Annotated in this window: 19 protein-coding genes; 9 read left to right on the plus strand and 10 right to left on the minus strand. The window is 64.2% G+C overall.

Going from position 1 to position 20,450, the window contains the following annotated elements; all coding sequences use genetic code 11:
* The 6 genes from nrdR to PV773_RS13680 form a co-directional block, all read right to left on the minus strand.
* Positions 1–465 (minus strand): transcriptional regulator NrdR, encoded by a 465-nt coding sequence (nrdR, locus tag PV773_RS13655; RefSeq protein ID WP_340037695.1) that lies wholly within the window; start codon positions 463–465, stop codon positions 1–3.
* Between the two features lie 126 nt (positions 466–591).
* Complete coding sequence (gene glyA / locus PV773_RS13660; RefSeq protein WP_347966859.1) at positions 592–1,893, minus strand: serine hydroxymethyltransferase; 1,302 nt, start codon at positions 1,891–1,893, stop codon at positions 592–594.
* Positions 1,894–2,079: 186 nt separating this feature from the next.
* Positions 2,080–3,333 (minus strand): L,D-transpeptidase family protein, encoded by a 1,254-nt coding sequence (locus PV773_RS13665; protein WP_347966860.1) that lies wholly within the window; start codon positions 3,331–3,333, stop codon positions 2,080–2,082.
* Between the two features lie 428 nt (positions 3,334–3,761).
* Positions 3,762–4,277 carry a winged helix DNA-binding protein gene (locus PV773_RS13670; protein WP_347966861.1) on the minus strand — a complete coding sequence of 172 codons (516 nt, stop codon included), beginning with the start codon at positions 4,275–4,277 and terminating at the stop codon, positions 3,762–3,764.
* A gap of 214 nt (positions 4,278–4,491) precedes the next feature.
* Positions 4,492–4,887 carry a DUF6163 family protein gene (locus PV773_RS13675; RefSeq protein ID WP_347966895.1) on the minus strand — a complete coding sequence of 132 codons (396 nt, stop codon included), beginning with the start codon at positions 4,885–4,887 and terminating at the stop codon, positions 4,492–4,494.
* Between the two features lie 26 nt (positions 4,888–4,913).
* Complete coding sequence (locus tag PV773_RS13680) at positions 4,914–5,957, minus strand: enoyl-CoA hydratase/isomerase family protein (RefSeq protein WP_347966896.1); 1,044 nt, start codon at positions 5,955–5,957, stop codon at positions 4,914–4,916.
* 142 nt (positions 5,958–6,099) lie between these two features.
* On the opposite strand from PV773_RS13680, the gene hemB reads away from it, so the two are divergent.
* The 6 genes from hemB (at position 6,100) to PV773_RS13710 (ending at position 10,208) form a co-directional block, all read left to right on the plus strand.
* A complete protein-coding gene (gene hemB / locus PV773_RS13685) occupies positions 6,100–7,131 on the plus strand; it encodes a porphobilinogen synthase (RefSeq protein ID WP_347966862.1) in 1,032 nt (343 codons plus the stop codon).
* 47 nt (positions 7,132–7,178) lie between these two features.
* Positions 7,179–7,472 (plus strand): nucleotidyltransferase domain-containing protein, encoded by a 294-nt coding sequence (locus PV773_RS13690; RefSeq protein WP_347966863.1) that lies wholly within the window; start codon positions 7,179–7,181, stop codon positions 7,470–7,472.
* A complete protein-coding gene (locus PV773_RS13695) occupies positions 7,472–7,756 on the plus strand; it encodes a HepT-like ribonuclease domain-containing protein (RefSeq protein WP_347966864.1) in 285 nt (94 codons plus the stop codon). Before PV773_RS13690 ends, PV773_RS13695 begins: the two co-directional genes overlap by 1 nt.
* A 135-nt stretch (positions 7,757–7,891) precedes the next feature.
* A complete protein-coding gene (locus PV773_RS13700) occupies positions 7,892–8,362 on the plus strand; it encodes an RDD family protein (RefSeq protein ID WP_347966865.1) in 471 nt (156 codons plus the stop codon).
* A gap of 139 nt (positions 8,363–8,501) precedes the next feature.
* Positions 8,502–9,257 carry an arginyltransferase gene (locus PV773_RS13705; RefSeq protein WP_347966866.1) on the plus strand — a complete coding sequence of 252 codons (756 nt, stop codon included), beginning with the start codon at positions 8,502–8,504 and terminating at the stop codon, positions 9,255–9,257.
* A 51-nt stretch (positions 9,258–9,308) separates the two neighbouring features.
* A complete protein-coding gene (locus tag PV773_RS13710) occupies positions 9,309–10,208 on the plus strand; it encodes a DMT family transporter (RefSeq protein WP_347966867.1) in 900 nt (299 codons plus the stop codon).
* 14 nt (positions 10,209–10,222) lie between these two features.
* On the opposite strand, the gene PV773_RS13715 is transcribed toward PV773_RS13710, so the two are convergent.
* Together PV773_RS13715 and parC are read right to left on the minus strand one after the other, a co-directional pair.
* Positions 10,223–11,392, minus strand: a complete 1,170-nt coding sequence (locus PV773_RS13715; RefSeq protein WP_347966897.1) for an AI-2E family transporter — start codon at positions 11,390–11,392, stop codon at positions 10,223–10,225.
* 193 nt (positions 11,393–11,585) lie between these two features.
* Positions 11,586–13,889 carry a DNA topoisomerase IV subunit A gene (gene parC, locus PV773_RS13720; RefSeq protein ID WP_347966868.1) on the minus strand — a complete coding sequence of 768 codons (2,304 nt, stop codon included), beginning with the start codon at positions 13,887–13,889 and terminating at the stop codon, positions 11,586–11,588.
* A gap of 264 nt (positions 13,890–14,153) precedes the next feature.
* Here parC and PV773_RS13725 point away from each other — a divergent pair, with 264 nt between their 5' ends.
* On the plus strand, positions 14,154–15,344 hold the full coding sequence (locus PV773_RS13725) for a hypothetical protein (RefSeq protein WP_347966869.1): 1,191 nt from the start codon (positions 14,154–14,156) through the stop codon (positions 15,342–15,344).
* A 99-nt stretch (positions 15,345–15,443) separates the two neighbouring features.
* Here PV773_RS13725 and aspS read toward each other — a convergent pair whose 3' ends face one another.
* Together aspS and PV773_RS13735 are read right to left on the minus strand one after the other, a co-directional pair.
* On the minus strand, positions 15,444–17,234 hold the full coding sequence (gene aspS, locus PV773_RS13730) for an aspartate--tRNA ligase (RefSeq protein WP_347966870.1): 1,791 nt from the start codon (positions 17,232–17,234) through the stop codon (positions 15,444–15,446).
* Between the two features lie 136 nt (positions 17,235–17,370).
* Positions 17,371–17,583 carry a GNAT family N-acetyltransferase gene (locus PV773_RS13735; RefSeq protein ID WP_347966898.1) on the minus strand — a complete coding sequence of 71 codons (213 nt, stop codon included), beginning with the start codon at positions 17,581–17,583 and terminating at the stop codon, positions 17,371–17,373.
* 356 nt (positions 17,584–17,939) lie between these two features.
* On the opposite strand from PV773_RS13735, the gene PV773_RS13740 reads away from it, so the two are divergent.
* Together PV773_RS13740 and rnd are read left to right on the plus strand one after the other, a co-directional pair.
* Entirely contained in the window at positions 17,940–19,184 is a 1,245-nt protein-coding gene (locus tag PV773_RS13740) for an MFS transporter (RefSeq protein WP_347966871.1), read from the plus strand.
* A gap of 83 nt (positions 19,185–19,267) precedes the next feature.
* On the plus strand, positions 19,268–20,425 hold the full coding sequence (gene rnd / locus PV773_RS13745) for a ribonuclease D (protein WP_347966872.1): 1,158 nt from the start codon (positions 19,268–19,270) through the stop codon (positions 20,423–20,425).
* The last annotated feature ends 25 nt before the right edge of the window (positions 20,426–20,450 follow it).

Genomic DNA, 20,450 nt, shown 5'->3' on the forward strand with positions numbered 1-20,450 from the left:
TCAGCCGGCGTCCTCGTCGCCCTTCAGTTCGCCGAGCACCTCGTGGAAGTCCTTGGCCTCGCGAAAATTGCGGTAGACGGAGGCGAACCGCACATAGGCGACGTCGTCGAGCGACTTCAGCGCCTCCATGACCAGCCGGCCGATCTCGCCGGAGGGGATTTCGCTTTCGCCCGAGCTTTCGAGCTGGCGGACGATGCCGGTGACGGCGCGCTCGATGCGCTCGGGATCGACGTTGCGCTTGCGCACGGCGATCTCGACCGAGCGGGCGAGCTTGTCGCGGTCGAAGGGAACCTTGCGGCCCGATTTCTTGACCACCACCAGGTCGCGCAGTTGCACGCGCTCGAAGGTGGTGAAGCGGCCGCCGCATACCGGGCAGATGCGCCGCCGGCGGATGGCCGCGCCGTCCTCGGCGGGACGCGAGTCCTTCACCTGCGTGTCTTCAGACTGGCAATAGGGGCAGCGCATCGTTCGGCCTTGTCTTCGAATCCCGTCCGCGAAAGGCTTAAAGCATGATCCGCAAAAGCAGAAGCCCCATCCCGGGCAGCCGGGACGGGGCTTCGCCATTGATGTCGCGCCCGAGGGCGCTCGGGCTCAACCCAGATACGGATAGAGCGGGAAGCGCTCGGTCAGACTGACGACCTTCTGCTTGACGGCAGCTTCAACCGCAGCGTTGCCCTCGTCGGAATTCGCAACCTTGAGCCCGTCCAGGACTTCCGCGATCAGCTGGCCGATCTCGCGGAACTCGGCTTCGCCGAAGCCGCGGGTGGTGCCCGCCGGCGTGCCGAGACGGACACCGGAGGTGACGAAGGGCTTCTCCGGATCGAAGGGGATGCCGTTCTTGTTGCAGGTGATGTTGGCGCGGCCGAGAGCCGCCTCGGCGCGCTTGCCGGTGGCGTTCTTGGGACGCAGGTCGACCAGCATCAGGTGGTTGTCGGTGCCGCCCGAGACGATGTCGAGGCCGGTTTCCTTGAGGCTCTCGGCGAGCGCCTTGGCGTTGGCCGCGACGTTCTGGGCGTAGGTCTTGAATTCGGGCTTCAGCGCCTCGCCGAAGGCCACGGCCTTGGCGGCGATGACGTGCATCAGCGGGCCGCCCTGCAGGCCGGGGAACACCGCCGAATTCATCTTCTTGGCGATTTCCTCGTCATTGGTGAGGATCATGCCGCCGCGCGGGCCGCGCAGCGACTTGTGCGTGGTCGTGGTGACCACATGCGCATGCGGCAGCGGCGACGGGTGCACGCCACCGGCGACGAGGCCGGCGATGTGGGCCATGTCGACCATCAGATAGGCGCCGATGGAATCGGCGATCTCGCGGAAGCGCTGCCAGTCCCAGATACGCGAATAGGCGGTGCCGCCGGCAAGGATGAGCTTGGGGTTGTGGGCATGGGCCAGGCGCTCGATCTCGTCCATGTCGAGCAGGTGGTCGTCCTTGCGCACGCCGTAGGAGACGACCTTGAACCACTTGCCGGACATGTTGACCGGCGAGCCGTGGGTCAGGTGGCCGCCCGAATTCAGGTCGAGGCCCATGAAGGTGTCGCCCGGCTGCAGCAGGCCCAGGAACACGGCCTGGTTCATCTGGCTGCCGGAATTGGGCTGGACGTTGGCGAACTTGCAGTCGAACAGCTTCTTGGCGCGCTCGATGGCGAGTTCCTCGGCCACGTCGACGTACTGGCAGCCGCCGTAGTAGCGCTTGCCCGGGTAACCCTCGGCATATTTGTTGGTCATGATCGAGCCCTGCGCCTCGAGAACGGCGCGGGAAACGATGTTTTCCGACGCGATCAGTTCGATCTCATGGCGCTGGCGACCGAGCTCATTGCGGATCGAGCCGAAAATCTCCGGATCGGACTCCGAAAGCGGGGTGCCAAAGAAGGATTCGAGGTTTTTGGAGACGGCCATCGGCAATTGATCCTTGCTGTCCGGTGGGGGCATCGTGGAGGTTCGGCGGGGCATTAACACACTTGCCCCTGCGTCGCCACGCGAAGTGCGAAATTTCGTGGTCGCATTTGGACCGACAGCAAAAAAGGCCGCCCCGGGGGGGGGGGCGGCCTTTTCTCAGCTTTTCCGAATTGCCAGGCGATCGGCTCAGAGCGCCGAGGTCATCTGCAGTTCGTCGACCCCGTCGCGGCCATAGATGTCGTCGCGGAACTGGACGACGCCATCGCCGGTGGACCAGGCGGAGATGTAGGTGAAGTAGACCGGCACCGGATTGGTGACGGGGACCGGCGTGTTCTCGCCCGACTTGATGGTCTGCTCGAAATGCTGGCGGCTCCAGCCCGGCGTATCGCGGAGGATCCAGGTCACCAGGTCGCGGACGTTCTGGACGCGCACGCAGCCCGAGGAATCAAAGCGCATCAGCTTGTCGAACAGGCTCTGCTGCGGCGTGTCGTGCATGTAGACGCCATCGGGGCTCGGGAAGTTGATCTTCACCGACGCCATGGCGTTGATGGCGCCCGGATCCTGGCGGAACAGGTACTTGGCGGCCTCTTCCGTCGACCAGTCGACGGTCATCGGATCGACCTCGCTGCCGTCCGGCGCGATGAGGCGGATCTTGCTCTTGGTCAGATACTCGGGATCCTTGCGCATCAGCGGGATGATGTCCTTGCGGACGATCGAGACCGGCGCATTCCAGTACGGGTTGACGACGATCTCGTTGATCTTCGAGGCAACGATCGGCGTCTGCCGGTCGACCTTGCCGACGATCGCCGTATGGCGGAGCACGACGCGGTCGCCCTCGACGGCCTCGATCTGGGCCGCCGGGATGTTGACGTTCACGTAGCGTTCGCCAAGCTGGCCGGCCTGCGCCTGGAGGCGCTGGAGGTTGGTCTCGAGCTGGCCGAGGCGCACCTGGGCGCTGACATTCATGGCAGCATAGGTGTACTGGCCCATGACGCCGTCGGACGGCAGGCCATGACGGGCCTGGAAGCGCTTGAGCGCCGCGTCGACATAGGTGTCGAACGAGTTGGAGATGCCGGCGCGCGGCGACAGGTCGCCGGACACCATCAGGCGCTGGCGCAGGATCGCGACATCGGGATCGTCCACGCCGAGCTGAAGCTTCTTGGTCGCCGGCACGACGGGCCAGCCGCCCTGGGCGACGACGTTCTGGTACTGGGCGATGGCCTGCTGGACGAAGCCGACCGTCTGGGGCGAAAAGATCGGCAGCGTGGTGGCGACCTTGCCGCCCTGGGTCACGCGCGCATCGAACTCGTCGTCCCAGTTGCCGCGGCGCGACGAGCCGAGCACCTCACCGATCACGTCCTGGGCACTTGCGGCGCCCGACAAGGCTGCCATGGCGATAGCACCGGCACCGGAGAGAAAGAAACGGCGACTTGTTTTCATGGGCGTCCCAGACATTTTCGCGCAACTTCAAGGGCAGGAGAATATCCCGCAACGGTATGACGGCCATGCTTAACAATTAGCCAACCATAACCCGGAACAGCCCGCGCCCGAAACGCGGCATCGACGACCGGATTGCTGACGGCCACATAAAGGCAGCTACTGGCACATCACAGATCGCTTTCGGTTTTCACCCGAATATGGCGGCAACATGGCTATGCCGCCCCAACGGCCGGCAACATTACAGAAAAAGGAAGGGCCGGTGCATTTCTGCAACCGGCCCAGCGACTGGAGGGTCGTTCCTTCGGATGGCTCGGCCAGGCTCGCCTGTGGCAGCGAGAGAGGGGCAATAGGGCAACAGGTCGGGATGCCTGCTTCGCTGCCCTGTTCCCCTATTGCCCCGCTCCCCGCCACAAGCGGCGGCCGTTGTGTCACATCCGGTAAGCGATGGTGTCGTTCCAGAAGCGGTCGAGGCGCTGCAGGGCCCGGTTCATCTGCTTGAATTCGTCGGTGTTGATGCCGCCGACCTGCTCGATCGAGCCGACATGGCGCTCGTAGAGACCGGCCACGACCTCGGCCACTTCCTGGCCCTTCGGTGTCAGACTGACGCGGACCGAGCGACGGTCGATGCGCGAGCGCTGGTGGTTGATGAAGTCGAGCTCGACCAGCTTCTTGAGGTTGTAAGAGACATTCGAGCCGAGATAGTAGCCGCGGGAACGCAGTTCACCGGCGGTCAGCTCGGCGTTGCCGATGTTGAACAGCAGCAACGCCTGGATCGCGTTGATGTCGCTGCGGCCGTTGCGATCGAACTCATCCTTGACAACGTCAAGTAGACGGCGATGCAGTCTCTCGACCAGCTGGAGCGATTCCAAGTAAAGAGAACGGATCGCCTCGTTACGATCCTCGGAATTCATGACGGGCTTGGCCGCCTGACGCGAAGTGATCATTGTTTTTGCCTCTCGTTTGTCGCCTGGTGAGTTTTTGTTTTGATCTCACCTTGAGCGCGAACTTATCGAATACCCATAAAATTCGACTTAAACGTCAGGCTTAACAAGGGCTTACCAGCCACTGGTTTCGAAAGAGGGTTAACGAAAGCCCCTCCGAGTAAGAAAAATTAACCTTGAATTTTACGGAATGGTCCGCAACGCCTTGAACGCGTTGCTACTGGGTCGCCGCCCGACGCTGCTGAAGGTGCAGCAGGACGCGGAAGGTCGCGTAAACGAGTGCAACCACGGCATGGGCGACGACGATCAAAGGGCGGCCGCCGAACAGATCGGGGAAGCCCGCATACATGACCGTCTCGGTCGCCGCGCAGATGAACCAGATCACCGGTCCCCAGGACGAGAGCATCCACAGGCCGATCGCCGCGAAGGGAAAGAACACCGCCAGGGTGGCGGTCGCGACCTGCCAGTGCAAGGGCATCAGGTCGAAACGCCACAAGGTGGCGTCGTAGAGCCCGATGAGCCGAACCCAGTAGAGGACGCCGAACAACAGGCAATAGCCGGCGACGACGCGCAGGAACCAGGCAAAGGCATTCTCGAGCGTCGAGGGGTGCATTTCCTGGAGGCGGTTGACGCTGTCGATCACAGGACGAGTTCCCTGTCGCCGAGCGGTTCGAAATAGCGGTCGATGTCGGCCGGGTCGACATCCGCGATGCGCGACGGCTGCCAGACGGGCGTCGACCCCTTGTCGACGAGGACGGCCCGGATGCCTTCGTAGAAGTCGTGCCCCGCCAGCATGCGGTTGAGGATGCGGAACTCCATCCGCATGCAGTCTTCCATCGACATGGTAAGGCCGGCGCGCACCTGGCGGAAGGCGACGAACAGGCTGGTGGGCGACCGCGACAGGATGGTGGCGAGCGTCTTGGCTGCAAATTCGCTCGATCCAGCCTCCGCCTGCAGGCTTTCCAAGACGTCCTCGAGCGTCGGCTTGGCGAAATGCCGCGCGATGGCTTCCAGCGTGTCGCGGTCGGTTTCGCGCTTCGCGGCCTGGAAGTAGCTGCGCAGCACGGCTTCCGCTTCACCGGTCTCGCACAGGCGCTGGAGAAGGCCGGTGATGCCTTCGGCCGCTATCGTGTGCGTCGCCAGCCCCGACCAGAGCGCGTCGCCATAACGGATGCGGTTGCCGGTCAGCGCCAGATACATGCCGAAATGACTGCCGAGGTCGGGCAGCAGATGGCTGCCGCCGACATCCGGGAAGAAGCCGATGCCCACTTCCGGCATGGCGAACTGGGCGTTTTCAGTGAGGACCCGGTGCGAGCCGTGGAACGAGATGCCGACGCCGCCGCCCATGACGATGCCGTCGATCAGCGACAGATAGGGCTTGGCGTAGCGCTGGACATGCGCGTTGAGACGGTATTCGTCGGCGAAGAACTGGACGGGCGGAGAGCCGGTATTGCGGCTTTCGTAGACATTCATGATGTCGCCGCCGGCGGAAAATGCCCTGCCCTCGGCCCTGACGACGACGAGCGCCACCTCGCGGTCGTGCTCCCAGGCCTTGAGCCCGCGCGACAGCGCGAGCACCATGTTGTGGGTCAGCGCATTCAGCGCCTTCGGCCGCGTCAGCGTAACGATGCCGGCCCTGCCGGTCCGCTCGAAGCGGATTTCATCACCGCCGCCAAAATCAATAACCAAGAGATTCCCTCACATCGAAGCCGGGTTCGAAGAGCTAATGTGCTGTGCGTGGGTGCGTCAATGCCGCAGGTGCCATCGCGCCGCTTGGTCTTGGGCAAACCGGCATGCTAAAAACCGCACAATCCGGAGACCATCGATGAATAAGTTCACCCCCGCCAAGCCAGCCGGCGCGCGCAGCGTCGACGAGATCACCGGCAGCCGCCGCCTGCGCCGCATGCGCAAGGCAGACTGGTCGCGGCGCCTGGTCCAGGAAAACCGGCTGACGGTGGACGACCTGATCTGGCCGATCTTCATCATCGACGGCGAGAACCGGCGGGAAGCGATCCCGGCGATGCCCGGCGTGTTCCGCATGTCCGTCGACCTTGCGGTCAAGGAAGCGGAGCGCGCCGCCAAGCTCGGCATCCCCGCACTCGCCACCTTCCCCAATGTCGACATGGGCCTGCGCGACCAGACCGGCGCGCATATCCTCGAGCCGGACAACGTCATCAATCGCGCCACCCGCGCGATCAAGGCGGCGGTTCCGGAGATCGGCGTCATCACCGACGTGGCGCTCGACCCGTTCACCAGCCATGGCCATGACGGCATCCTGCGCGACGGCATCATCGTCAACGACGAGACGGTCGCCCAGGTGGCCGCGGCCGCCGTGCTGCAGGCGGCGGCGGGCTCCGACATCATCGCTCCCTCCGACATGATGGACGGGCGCATCGGCGCGATCCGCGACGCGCTCGACGACAACGGCTTCCAGGACGTGGCGATCATGTCCTACGCGACCAAGTTCGCCTCGGCCTTCTACGGCCCCTATCGCGAGGCGATCGGCACGCAAGGCCTGCTCAAGGGCGACAAGAAGACCTACTACCTCGACCACGCCAATTCCGACGAGGCGATGCGCGAGGCCGAGCAGGATCTCGCCGAGGGCGCCGACATGCTGATGGTCAAGCCCGGCCTGCCCTATCTCGACATCATCCGGCGGCTTAAGGACGAGTTCCGGATGCCGACCTTCGCCTATCAGGTATCGGGCGAGTATTCGATGATCAAGGCTGCCGGCGCCAATGGCTGGATCGACGGCGAAAAGGCCATGGTCGAGAGCCTGCTCGCCTTCAAGCGCGCCGGCTGCGACGGCATCCTCACCTATTTCGCGCCGGAAGTGGCGGCGATGCTGAAGGGGTGAGCTGGCGGCGCCTACAACACAGTCCGCAAGTGCTATAGTATGCGGATATGACCAGATCGGAAGCGATAAGAATACTACGCGAGAACGCCGCCGTACGAGGCATGGGCGCGACGTCGCTGTACCTGTTCGGATCAACAGCTCGTGATGAGCCTTCATTGGGCAGCGATCTCGATCTTTTCATCGACTACGATCCGCACAGCCGCTTCTCTTTGATAGATCTAGTCGGCATCAAGCAGCTTTTCGAAGAGGCGATGGCGACGGAAATCGATGTCACGACACGTAACAGCCTGCATCCGCAATTGAAGGCTGACATCGAGCGCACAGCCATTCGCGTGTTCTGATGGCACAACGTAAAGTCGGGCCTATCCTTGCCGAAATACTTGCAGCACTCGACGGGATCGAGAAGGCAACATCAGGCAAGACGCTCCACGACTACGAACAGGATTGGCTGCTGAAGCACGGCGTCCAACGTGGCATCGAGATCATTTCGGAAGCCGCGCGGCACCTGCCGGCCGAATTGTTCGTGACCGAACCCGGGATTCCGTGGAAGCAAATACGCGGAATCGGCAACGTCCTGAGACACGAGTACCACCGGATCGCCATCCCATTGTCTGGGCGGTCGTGACCGACAGCCTACCGACACTGCGTAAAGCCATCGAACGCATCGCCACTGAAGTTGCGAAGCGGGAATCTTGAATTCCGATGCGACCCCACCCATCTGCTCCCACGCAGGCACTTGCGCCTGCATGCAGAGGATTGAATGACCGCACGCGTCCTGGACGGCGAAATCATCACCAACAGGCTCGACGACGTCCGGGCATATGACGGCGTGCGCACGCGCCGCGTGCTGGCTTTCCTGATCGACTACCTGATCGTTGGACTGTTGACGATCCCGTTCGCGATCGTCGTCTTCTTTCTGGGCATCCTGACGCTCGGGCTCGGCTGGGCGCTGTTCGGCATCCTGTTGCCGCTCGTGGCGCTCGCCTACGTGTGGACGACGCTTGGCGGCCCCAACCAGGCGACCACCGGCATGCGCGTCATGGGCATCCGCATCGACCGCCTCGACGGCCGCCCGATCGACGGGCTGCTGGCGGTCGTGCACTCGGTCCTGTTCTGGGCCGGCAATGTGATGCTCACCCCGCTTGTCCTGCTGGTCACGCTGTTTTCCGACCGCAAGCGCACGCTGCACGACCTGCTGCTCGGCACCGTGGTCAGCCGCAGCGACCGCTGATTGGGCCTTTTGGCGTGGCAAATCACGCTTTCGCGCTAAAATGTGAAGGCGAGTTGCGGTCTGCCTTCACATTCATGTTGAATTTTTCGCAGTCAGCGCCAAGCTAGGGGTCATTCGTGGGGAGTCTTCTAGACGCTCGATGACGCAGCATTCGACCCATTCGCCGCAATTCTTCCTGACGGCACCTTCTCCCTGCCCCTATCTTGAAGGGCAATTCGAGCGAAAGGTCTTCACGCATCTCGTCGGGGACAAGGCGCCGGAGATGAACGACCTGCTGACCCAGGGCGGCTTCCGGCGTTCGCAGAACATTGCCTACCGTCCGGCCTGCGAGACATGCCGCGCCTGCGTCTCGGTCCGCATCCTTGCGCAGGAATTCGTGCCGACACGCAACATGCGCCGGGTGATCGAACACAATACCGACCTGATTGGGGCGATGCATGACGCGGAGCCCTCGACGGAGCAATATTCGCTGTTCCGCGCCTATCTCGACGCCCGTCACCGCAAGGGCGGCATGTCGGACATGACCGTGCTCGACTACGCCATGATGGTCGAAGACACCCATGTCGACACAAAGGTGATCGAATACCGCCGCCGCGGCCCGGACTCCTTCATCACCGGCAAGGGCCAGGGCGAGCTGATCGCGGTGGCCCTGACGGACAAGATGTCGGATGGCCTGTCGATGGTCTACTCCTACTTCAATCCGGAGATGGACCATCGCTCCCTCGGCACCTTCATGATCCTCGACCACATCGCCCGCGCCCGCGCCATGGGCCTGCCCCACGTCTATCTCGGCTACTGGGTCAACGGTTCACGCAAGATGAACTATAAGATACGGTTCAAGCCGCAAGAGCATCTCGCGCCCAAGGGCTGGGAGCGCTTCGAAGGCAAGAGCTGATAACGTCCGGCCCGTTTCCACGCTGCCGTCGACCGTCTGGCAGAGGAAACCGTGGCTGACACCCATTCGAACCACACCAAGGGGCTGTTGCTCACCGGCATCGGCGGCCTCGCGCTGACCGTCGACATTCCGCTCATCAAGCTGGCGGCCGGCAACAACTGGTCGATCCTGATGATGCGGAGCGGCACCACCTTCCTGGCCGCGATCGTCATCTGGCTGGTCTGGCGCGCGTTCGACCGCAATGCCCCGCAACTCATCCCCGGCAAGGCGGGCCTGGTGGTCGCCAGCCTCTACGGCATAGGCTCGATTTCATTCATCACCGCCGTCTACAACACGTCCACGGCAAACCTCGTCTTCATCCTGGCCTTCAACACCGTCTTTGCGGCGCTGCTGTCGTGGATATTCCTGCGCGAGAGACCGCGCCCTGCCACGATGCTGGCGATGCTGTTCATGATCGGCGGCGTGCTCGTCATCGTCGGAGGCTCGATCGGGACAGGCCATGTTTTCGGCGACCTGATGGCGGTCGTATCGGCCTTCTGCATTGCCTCGGCCATCACCATCTCGCGCTCTAGCGGCAAGGACATGGGCTTCACCGCCCTGGTCGGGGTGCTGTTTCCCTGCCTGGTCGCGGCCTTCATGGTCTCCAAGACCGGTTTTCAGGTCGAGGCGCCGTGGTGGATCATCTTCAACGGCGCGGTGATCATGCCGATCTCGTTCTTCTGCCTCGCCAACGGCCCGAAATATCTCTCCGGGCCCGAGGTGGCGATGTTCTACCTGCTCGAGACGGTGCTCGCGCCGATCTGGGTCTGGATGATCTTTGCCGAGGTGCCGACGACGAACAGCCTGATCGGCGGAGCGATCCTCATCGTGACGCTCGTCGCCCACTCGGCCTGGCAGCTTGCCCAGAGCCGCAAGCGTCGCGCCGGCGCGGTCCTCGAGCAGGCAGCCTAGAGCCCGCGCGCGCTCTAGCCGGCCTGCGTCCGCTTGGCCGGCGCATCGTCGCCCGCCGCTTCGGCCGCGCGCGGCGCCTCGCCCTCGGTCGGGGCATTGGCGGCGACGATCGCGGCCTCGTCGGTCAGTTCGATCTCGCGGATCCATTCGCGCCAGATGGCGACGAGCAGCGCCATCAGCACCGGCCCGATGAACAGGCCGAGCAGGCCCATCGTCTTGACGCCGCCGATGAGGCCGAAAAAGGTCGGCAGGAACGGCAGCTTGATCGGGCCGCCCACCAGCCTCGGCCGCAGCGTCTTGTCGACGATGAAGAGCTCGATCGAACCCCAGGCGAACAGGGCCACGCCGGCAATCGGCGAGCCGCTGGCGAGGAGATAGACCGAGACGAGCGTGAAACATAGCGGCGCGCCGCCGGGGATCAGCGCCATGAAGCCGGTGATGACGCCGAGGGTCACCGGCGAGGGCACGCCGGCGATCCAGTAGGCGACGCCGAGCACGACGCCCTCGCCTATCGCGATCACCGTCATGCCCATCACCGTGGCGCTGATGGTCTTGGGCACCACGCGCGAGATGCGCTCCCATCGCATCGGCAGGATGCGCTCGCCGAGCCGGTCGAGCTGGCCCACGAACGCCTCGCCGTCGCGATAGGTGAAGAACAGGGCGATCAGCATGAACAGCATGGTGAGCAGGATGCTGAAGGCGCTGCCGCCGGCGGCGAGAACGCCGCGGTAGATGCTGCCGATATTTGCGCCGCTGAAGAGCTGGAACAGTTCGCCGATCGAGCCCGGATGGCCGATATTGCGGGTCCATTGCTCGTTGAGCCACTCGCCGACGACCGGCAGGTTGGCGATCCACGCAGGCGTCGACGCGCCCTGGCGGTTGGTGTTCACCGCCCAGGCGAACCATTCGCGGATCTCGTTCACCGCATAGGTCGAGGCAAAGGAGATGGGCACCACGAGGAAGGCGACGATGAACAGCAGCGCCAAAGTGGCGGCGATGGTGCGGTTGCCTTCGACGGCCGCGAGCAGCCGGCGGTAGATGGGCCAGCTGGCGAAGGCGATGACAAGCGCTGCCAGCACCGGCACGAGGAACCCATGGAAGAAATAGATGCCTGCCGCCACGATCAGGACCAGCAGCCAGCGGGCCGCCGACAATGGCGGGACGAGCGGCGCGCGCATCGGCATGGACGGGCCGAAGAGCCGCGGCTCGCGCTCCGGTTTGCGGGGATTGGACAGTCTCAAGGGCCTTGATCTCCTTGGCCCTGGTATGGACCCTAGCTGGACGCCCGGCGACACCGCATGACACCGGCTAGAGGATCATAGAGCCTAACGCGGCGGCGCGCACGCAAACTTTGGATGCCGTACGCCTGCCCCGACGTCAACCGAAGCGCCCGGTGCGCGGGAACCCCTTGGGAACCATCCGGCCCGCGGTGGCGCGGGCGCCGATCCACTCCGCCAGTTCCTCGCGGGTGCGGGTGAAAGTGCGCTCGGCCGAATCCTGCCAGGTAAGCCCCGTCTCCATCGCGAAGGCCTTCACGTCGAGGACGCCGCCATCCTTGTATTTCTGCAGGCGTACGCCCTTGCCGCGGGTCATCTCGGGGATTTCCTGCAACGCAAACACCAGCATCTTGCGGTTCTCGCCGACGATGGCGAGGTGGTCGCCGAGCAGCGGCACGCAGAGCTTGGCCTCGTCGGGCGTCTTGACGTTCATCACCTGCTTGCCCTTGCGGGTGTTGGCGATGACCTCGTCCTCGGGCACCACGAAGCCGTTGCCCTCGTGGCTGACCAGCAGCAGCTTGCGCTTGGGCTCGTGGACGAAGGCGGTGACGATGTCCTGATCATTCTCCATGTCCACGATGATGCGGATCGGCTCGCCGTGACCGCGACCGCCCGGCAGGCGGTCGGCGCCGATGGTGTAGAACTTGCCGCCCGTGGTGAAGACCAGGATCTTGTCCGTCGTCTGGGCATGGAAGGCGAGCTTGAGGCTGTCGCCCTCCTTGAAGGAAAGCTGCGAATGATCGGCCAGATGGCCCTTCATCGCCCGCAGCCAGCCCTTTTCGGAGACCACGACCGTCACCGGCTCCTTCTCGATCATGGCGTGATGGATGTCGGTAAGGTCGTGCTCGGGCGCTGCGGTGAACTCCGTGCGGCGGCGGCCAAGCTCGGTATCGAGACCATAGTGCTTGCGCACGTTGGCCACTTCCCACTTGATCGTCTGCCACTGCTTGCCCTCGGACGAGAGCAGCGCCTCGATCTGCTTCTTCTCGGCGCTGAGGGCGTCGTATTCCTTGCGGATCTCGAATTCCTCGAGCTTGCGCAGCGCCCGCAGGCGCATGTTGAGGATGGCCTCGGCCTGCGTGTCGGTGAGGTCCCAGCGGGCCATCATGACCTGCTTGGGCTCGTCCTCCTCCCGGATGATGCGGATCACCTCGTCGATGTTGAGGTAGGCGATCAGGTAGCCGCCGAGGATTTCCAGCCGCCGCTCGATTTCGCCGAGGCGGAACTGCGAGCGCCGGACGAGCACGTCGCGACGGTGCTCGAGCCATTCCTGCAGCACGCTCTTGAGCGAAAGCACGTTCGGCACCTTGCCGCGCGACAGGACGTTCATGTTGAGCGAGAAGCGGCTTTCGAGCTCGGTAAGCTTGAACAGCGACTCCATCAGAAGGCCAGGATCGACGGTGCGGCTCTTGGGCACCAGCACGACGCGGATGTCCTCGGCGCTCTCGTCGCGTATGTCCTCGAGCAGCGGCAGCTTGCGCGCGATCAGGAGCTCGGCGATCTTCTCGATCAGCCGCGACTTGAGCACGCCGTAGGGGATCTCGGTGACGACGATGTTCCAGGTGCCCCTGCCCTGGTCTTCCTGGTGCCACTTGGCGCGCACGCGGAACCCGCCACGGCCGGTCTCGTAGGCCTGGACGATCGAAGCCCAGTCATCGACAACGCTGCCGCCGGTCGGGAAGTCGGGGCCGCGCACCTTGCAAGCCAGGGCAAGCTCGGGGTCGTCCTTGATCTGCTCCCACTCCGAGGGGGAGGTCATGAGGTCAGCGACCGAGGCCTGCGGATTGTCGATGAGATGGAGCGCAGCACTGCACAGCTCGGCGGCGTTGTGCGGCGGGATCGACGTCGCCATGCCGACCGCGATGCCCGACGAACCGTTGGCCAGCAAGTTCGGGAAGGCACCCGGCAGGACGATGGGCTCCTCGTCCTCCTCATTGTAGGTCGGACGGAAGTCGACGGCATCCTCGGTGATGCCCTCGAGCAGCGACACCGCCACCTCGGTCATGCGCGCTTCGGTGTAGCGCATGGCGGCGGCGTTATCGCCGTCGATGTTGCCGAAGTTGCCCTGCCCGTCGACCAGCGGATAGCGGACCGAAAAATCCTGGGCCAGGCGCACCAGCGCGTCGTAGATCGACTGATCGCCGTGCGGGTGGAACTTGCCCATCACCTCGCCGACGATGCGGGCGCATTTGGCGAATCCCTGGTCGGGATTGAGCCTGAGCAGACGCATGGCGTGCATGATGCGGCGGTGGACGGGCTTCAGCCCGTCGCGCACATCCGGCAGCGCCCGGTGCATGATGGTCGACAGCGCATACGCAAGATAGCGCTCCTCGAGCGCCTTCTTGAGGTCGACCGGTTCGATGTTGTCACCGCCGCCGGACGGCGGCAAAAGCCCTTTTCCCATGGGTTTGGACTAACGGAACGGGCGATTCGCGACAAGCCTTATCGGCAAAAGCAAGGGTGGACGGCGCCCGGATGCGACGAATCTTTCCGCTCGCTAAAGTAGCAATCCCGCGGTCAGCCGGTCATTCACCATTTTTGCGCGTGTTGGATTGCAGCGATTGCCTTTTGCCTCGAATTGCGGCCATTGTCATGACGGCGCCTTCTTCCAGTCCAGTTCGTGACGGACGAAAGGCCGAACGATTCCTAACAGTCTCAGGGAACCACAATGACGCAACATCGCTCTGCATTCGGCAAGCTCGTGCTATCGACATTCCTCTTCACGCTGCCGCTGAACGCTGCGTTCGCCCAGGAGGCCGGCGCAGTGGCCGAAAGGCTCAAGACAGTGCTGGCCACACAGAACATGACGCTCGGCTGGAGCAGTGCAACCGGCGACGCGTCGGAGATCGTCCTCGAAGGCGCCACCATCACCGTGGCCGGAGAAGGCAAGGCGTTCCCGATCGGCAAGCTGACGCTAACCGGTGTCGCCGACGACAACGGCGGCTACAAGATCGCGACGATCAGCACCGAGCCCTACAGCGTCACCCAGGACGGCGCGACCGTCGACATCAGCCCGTTGACCTTCGGCAACGTGAAATTGCCGGCCGAAGGCTCCACCGACCCGCTCGCCTCGCTGCTGATGTACGAGACTGCGGCGCTCGACAATCTCAGCGTCAAGGTGGGCGACAAGCAGGCCTTCCAGATGACCAACTTCACTGCCGAGGTGACGCCGCCGGTCGACGGCAAGGCCATGTCGTTCACCGGCGGGGCCGAGAAGTTCTCGGCCGACCTCAGCCTCGTCGAGGACCCGCAGTCGAAGGCGGCGATCGACGCGCTCGGCTACCAGAACATCAGCGGCAACCTGCAGCTCGCCGGCACCTGGCAGCCGACCGACGGACGCATGACACTGTCGCAGTACAATATCGCGGTCGACAATGCCGGCGCATTCGGCATGACCTTCGACCTCGGCGGCTACACGCTCGACTTCATCAAGTCGGTGCAGGACCTGCAGAAGACCATGGCCGCGCAGCCGCAGGGCGCAGACAGTTCGGCCCAAGGCCTGGCCATGCTCGGCCTGATGCAGCAGCTCACCTTCCACGGTGCCACCATCCGCTTCGACGACGCGTCGATCACCAACAAGGTGCTGGAATATCTCGGCAAGCAACAAGGCATGACGGCCAAGGATATTGCCAACCAGGCCAAGGCGATCGTTCCGTTCATGATGATGGAACTCAACAACCCCGAACTGACCCAGCAGGTCACGACCGCCGTCACGGCCTTCCTGGACAATCCGAAGTCGCTCGAAATCGCCGCGAAGCCCGGCTCGCCGGTGCCGTTCGCGCTGCTCGCAGCCAATGGCATGGCGAACCCGAAAGACCTGCCGAAGACGCTCGGCCTGTCGGTCACGGCGAACCAGTAAGCCTCAGGGCTCGGACGACCAGACAAAAAGCCCGGCAGCGATGCCGGGCTTTTTTTCGTGTCGATTTATCGAGCCGAAAGCGCCGCTTGCGCGTGTTGGTTAAGCTTCTTTCTTGGCCACCGCGACGCGCAGCGACAACTCGCGCAGCTGCAGCGGCGTGGCCTCGGCCGGCGCGTTCATCAGCAGGTCCTGCGCCTGCTGGTTCATCGGGAACAGCGTCACTTCGCGCAGGTTCTTGGCGCCGACGAGCAGCATGATCACGCGGTCGACACCGGCGGCCATGCCGCCATGCGGCGGCGCGCCGTACTGGAAGGCGCGGTAGAGGCCGCCGAAATGCTCCTCGACCTCTTCACGCGACTTCCCGGTCAGCTCGAAAGCCTTGACCATCAGTTCGGGCAGCTGGTTGCGGATCGAGCCGGAGGCGATTTCGAAGCCGTTGCAGACCATGTCATACTGATAGGCCTTGATGGTCAGCGGGTCCTGGTTGTTGAGCGCATCCAGGCCGCCCTGCGGCATCGAGAACGGGTTGTGGGCGAAATCGATCTTCTTCTCTTCTTCCAGCCATTCGTAGAACGGGAAGTCGATGATCCAGCACAGCTCGAAACGCTCGCGGTCGACGAGGTTCAGCTCCTCGCCGGCACGGGTGCGGGCAGCGCCCGCGAACGAGACGAACTTCCTGGGATCGCCCGCGACGAAGAAGGCGGCATCGCCGTCCGACAGGCCGAGCTGCCGGCGGATCGCCTCGGTGCGCTCCTCGCCGATGTTCTTGGCGATGGGGCCAGCACCCTCGAGCTTGTCGCCTTCCTTGCGCCAGAAGATGTAGCCGAGGCCCGGCTGGCCCTCGCCCTGCGCCCAGGAGTTCATGCGATCGCAGAACGCGCGCGAGCCGCCGGTCTTGGCCGGGATCGCCCAGACCTCGACCTTCGGGTTGGAGGCGATCATGCCCGCGAACACCTTGAAGCCCGAGCCGTCGAAATGCCGGGTGACTTCCTGGATCTCGATCGGGTTGCGCAGGTCGGGCTTGTCGGTGCCGTAGGTCCGCAGCGCGGTATCATAAGGAATGCGGCGGAACTGCTGGGTGACCGGCTTGCCGTCGGCAAACTTCTCGAACACGCCGCGCATCACCGGCTCCATCGTGTTCCAGACGTCTTCCTGGGTCACGAAGCTCATTTCGAGGTCGAGCTGGTAGAATTCGCCCGGCAGGCGATCGGCGCGCGGGTCCTCGTCGCGGAAGCACGGCGCGATCTGGAAGTAGCGGTCGAAGCCCGCGACCATCAGCAGCTGCTTGTACTGCTGCGGCGCCTGCGGCAGCGCGAAGAACTTGCCCGGATGGATGCGCGACGGCACCAGGAAGTCGCGCGCGCCTTCCGGCGACGAGGCCGTCAGGATCGGCGTCGAATATTCGGTGAAGCCGACGTCGTTCATGCGCTTGCGCATCTCGGCGATGATCTTGGTGCGCGCGACGATGTTCTTGTGCAGCGTTTCGCGGCGCAGGTCGAGGAAGCGGTACTTGAGGCGGATGTCCTCAGGGTATTCCGGCTCGCCGAAGACCGGCAGCGGCAGTTCCTTGGCGGCCGACAGCACTTCGATCTCGCGGGCGAAGATCTCGATCTCGCCGGTCGGCAGGTTGGCGTTGACCGCCTCGTCCAGGCGCGCCTTGACGTCGCCGTCGACGCGGATCACCCACTCGCCGCGCACCGTTTCGGCGGTCTTGAAGGCCGGCGAATCGGGATCGGCGACGATCTGGGTCATGCCGTAGTGATCGCGCAGGTCGATGAACATCAGGCCGCCATGGTCGCGGACGCGATGCACCCAGCCGGACAGGCGAACGGCGGAGCCGACGTCGGATTTCCTCAATTGGGCGCAGGTGTGGCTGCGGTAACGGTGCATGGCAAAGTTCCGGTTCGGGCTGTTGTTGAGCGGCGCCCAGGCGTCATCCGCGCCCCGGGCCGAAAATTCGCGCGAAAAGCGCATGGGTGCCCGGTTTTGTCAAGGCAAAGCGGGCTCCGACACGTTGTGCGGGCGGCTAGAAGCGCTTCTTGAGCCACACGCGAGAATGCCCGGCGGGGTAATCGTCGATGCGGCCGAACTCCTCGTATCCCTGCCGCTTGTAGAACTCGGGCGCCTGGAACGTATACGAATCGAGATGCACGCCTATGCAGCCGCGCTGCCTGGCCGCTTCCTCGGCCTCGGCCAGCAGCCGCGTGCCGAGACCTCCGCCGCGACGGTCGGGACTGATCCAGAGCCACTACGAACAGCCAGGTGTACTCGGACGAGCCCTTGAGCCCGGCCGCGACCCTGCCCTGCGCATCGCGGGCGACGATCCAGAGATCCTGATCGTTGTGCGGCCCCGCGGTATCATGATTGTAGGCGTTCAGCCCGTCGCCGATCAGGCTCGCGGTCTCCCGGTCGATGCTGGTGCTGACGGTCAGGATCGTCATCGTCGGCTCCCGCGCCCGAAGGCGGAAACGGGAAGCTATCGGCAAGTTTTGCGGCAGGGTTGGCGCAGCCGACGGAATATGTCGCGCCAGCGGCGGTGCGGCATTGACCCAAGGGCCTAACTGGAGCCAAGTCGGGTTTTGTGACGCTCATCGAATGTCTTCCATACGTCCCCTCATACCGCTCCTGATCACCGCCGGCATCCTGCTCGGCGGCAACGGCCTGCAAAGCACGCTCCTGGCGCTGCGCGGGGCGCAGGAAGGATTTGCGGCTTCAACCATCGGGCTCATCGGCACCGCCTATTTCGGTGGCTTCCTGCTCGGCTGCATCTTCATCACCCGGATCATGAAGGCCGTGGGCCACGTCCGCGCCTTCGCAGCACTGGCCGCTATCGCGGCTTCGGCCACGCTCACGCTGGTGCTGGTCATCGACCCGCTGACCTGGTCGGCGATCCGCTTCACCACCGGCTTCTGCTTCGCCGGCCTGTTCACGGTAATGGAGAGCTGGCTGAATTCCGGCGCATCCAACAACGACCGCGCCCGGCTGCTCGCGATCTACCGCATCATCGACATCGGCTCGGTGACCGGCGCGCAATTCATGATCCCGATCTTCGGCGCCGGCGGCTTCACCATCTTCGCCATCATGTCGATCATGATCACGCTGTCGCTGGTGCCCGTCTCCATCGCCGATCGCTCCAACCCGACGCCGCCCGAGGACGTCAGGCTGGATCTCAGGCGCGCCTGGCGCATTTCGCCGCTTGGCAGCATCGGCTGCATCTTCGTCGGCATCACCAACAGTGCGTTCCGCACGATGAGCCCGATCTATGCCGAGCAGATCGGCATGTCGGTCACGGACGTGGTCACCTTCGTCAGCGTCGGCATCATCGGCGGGGCGATGATCCAATACCCGCTTGGCTACCTTTCGGACCTGTGGGATCGCCGCAGGGTGCTGCTCGTCGCCACGACAGGCGCCCTCGCCTCCGCGCTGATGCTGGTGTTCATGGCCGGCACCTCGCCGATCGCCAACTTCGTGCTCGTCTTCATCTTCGGCTCGTTCGCCATGCCGCTCTATTCGCTGTCGGCGGCCCACGCCAACGACCGTGCCGAGAAGGGCGAGTTCGTCCTCGTCAATGCGGCGCTGATGCTGTTCTATTCGGTAGGCGCGATCGCCGGGCCGTTCATCGCGTCGCTGTTCATGGAAAGCTACGGACCGCACTCGCTGTTCGCCTTCAGCGCCGCGGTCTACGTCATCTTCATCGCCGTGATCGTCTACCGCATGGGCGTCCGTTCGCCCGTGCCGGCAGGGCATCGCAGCCGCTTCTTCGGGCTATTGCGAACCTCGCCGATATTCGCCAGATTTGCCGGCCGCAGCAGCAACGGCGACGATTCCGGCGACGCATAGGCGGCTATCGAGCGCCGCGGGCGCTTGACGAAACGGCGCGTGGCTGAAATGGAATGGCAACGCGTTCTGACCAAAGCAATATTATGCATGTAATTACGACCCAGGAAGAACTCGAAACGACCATTGCGGCGCTGGAAGACTCCAGCTTCGTGACGGTCGACACCGAATTCATTCGCGAAACCACCTTCTGGCCGGAGCTCTGCCTGATCCAGATGGCGGCACCCGGCGTTTCGGCGCTGGTCGATCCGCTGGCGCCGGGAATGGACCTCAAGCCGTTCTTCCACCTCATGGCCAACGAGGCGGTGACCAAGGTCTTCCACGCAGCCCGCCAGGACATCGAGATCATCTTCCATCTCGGCGGGCTGATCCCGCATCCGGTGTTCGACACCCAGGTCGCGGCCATGGTCTGCGGCTTCGGCGACAGCGTCTCCTACGAGCAGATCGTCCAGAAGGTGACGGGCGGGCGCATCGACAAGTCGTCGCGCTTCACGGACTGGCGCCACAGGCCGCTGTCGGAAAAGCAGCTCGAATACGCCCTGGCCGACGTCACCCACCTGATCGACGTCTACAAGCACCTCCAGTCCGAGCTCGAGCGGGAAGACCGCGCCCACTGGCTCAACGAGGAAATGGAGGTCCTGACCTCGCGCGAGACCTACGACCCGCACCCCGAGGACGCCTGGAAGCGGCTCAAGATGCGCCTGCGCAAGCCGCAGGAACTTGCCATCGTTCAGGCGGTCGCCGCCTGGCGCGAACGCGAGGCGCGCGAACGCAACGTGCCGCGCGGACGCGTGCTCAAGGACGACGCCATCTACGAGATCGCCCAGCAGGCGCCGCGCGATGCCGCGGCCCTCGCCCGGCTGCGCACGACGCCGAAGGGATGGGAGCGCTCGGCTCCGGCAACCGCGCTGGTCGGCGTGGTCAATGCCGCGCTGGACATCCCGCGCGACCAGATGCCAAAGCTGCCCAAGACCTTTCAGCCGCCGGAGGGAACGAGCGCCGCGGCCGAACTGCTGAAGGTGCTGCTGCGGCTGGTATCGGAGAAGGAAGGCGTCGCACCGAAGGTACTCGCTTCGGGCGACGATATCGACCGCATCGCCGCCGAGGGCGAGGCCGCCGACGTGCCCGCCCTCCAGGGCTGGCGCCGCGCCGTGTTCGGCGAAGCAGCGCTCAAGCTGGTGCGCGGCGAGATCGCCATCAGGTTCGACAAGCGCCGGATCGCGATCTTCGACGTCAAGGGCTAGCAGGCCGCGCTCTTGCGCTGGCGTG

Source organism: Mesorhizobium sp. CC13 (genome assembly GCF_039907765.1).
Taxonomy (GTDB): Bacteria; Pseudomonadota; Alphaproteobacteria; order Rhizobiales; family Rhizobiaceae; genus Aminobacter.

Coding starts and splice junctions, on each gene's coding strand:
- nrdR (WP_340037695.1), bottom strand. CDS start 465: ATGCGCTGCCCCTATTGCCAGTCTGAAGACACGCAGGTGAAGGACTCG.
- glyA (WP_347966859.1), bottom strand. CDS start 1,893: ATGGCCGTCTCCAAAAACCTCGAATCCTTCTTTGGCACCCCGCTTTCG.
- PV773_RS13665 (WP_347966860.1), bottom strand. CDS start 3,333: ATGAAAACAAGTCGCCGTTTCTTTCTCTCCGGTGCCGGTGCTATCGCC.
- PV773_RS13670 (WP_347966861.1), bottom strand. CDS start 4,277: ATGATCACTTCGCGTCAGGCGGCCAAGCCCGTCATGAATTCCGAGGAT.
- PV773_RS13675 (WP_347966895.1), bottom strand. CDS start 4,887: ATGCACCCCTCGACGCTCGAGAATGCCTTTGCCTGGTTCCTGCGCGTC.
- hemB (WP_347966862.1), top strand. CDS start 6,100: ATGAATAAGTTCACCCCCGCCAAGCCAGCCGGCGCGCGCAGCGTCGAC.
- PV773_RS13690 (WP_347966863.1), top strand. CDS start 7,179: ATGACCAGATCGGAAGCGATAAGAATACTACGCGAGAACGCCGCCGTA.
- PV773_RS13695 (WP_347966864.1), top strand. CDS start 7,472: ATGGCACAACGTAAAGTCGGGCCTATCCTTGCCGAAATACTTGCAGCA.
- PV773_RS13700 (WP_347966865.1), top strand. CDS start 7,892: ATGACCGCACGCGTCCTGGACGGCGAAATCATCACCAACAGGCTCGAC.
- PV773_RS13705 (WP_347966866.1), top strand. CDS start 8,502: ATGACGCAGCATTCGACCCATTCGCCGCAATTCTTCCTGACGGCACCT.
- PV773_RS13715 (WP_347966897.1), bottom strand. CDS start 11,392: ATGCCGATGCGCGCGCCGCTCGTCCCGCCATTGTCGGCGGCCCGCTGG.
- parC (WP_347966868.1), bottom strand. CDS start 13,889: ATGGGAAAAGGGCTTTTGCCGCCGTCCGGCGGCGGTGACAACATCGAA.
- PV773_RS13725 (WP_347966869.1), top strand. CDS start 14,154: ATGACGCAACATCGCTCTGCATTCGGCAAGCTCGTGCTATCGACATTC.
- aspS (WP_347966870.1), bottom strand. CDS start 17,234: ATGCACCGTTACCGCAGCCACACCTGCGCCCAATTGAGGAAATCCGAC.
- PV773_RS13740 (WP_347966871.1), top strand. CDS start 17,940: ATGTCTTCCATACGTCCCCTCATACCGCTCCTGATCACCGCCGGCATC.
- rnd (WP_347966872.1), top strand. CDS start 19,268: ATGCATGTAATTACGACCCAGGAAGAACTCGAAACGACCATTGCGGCG.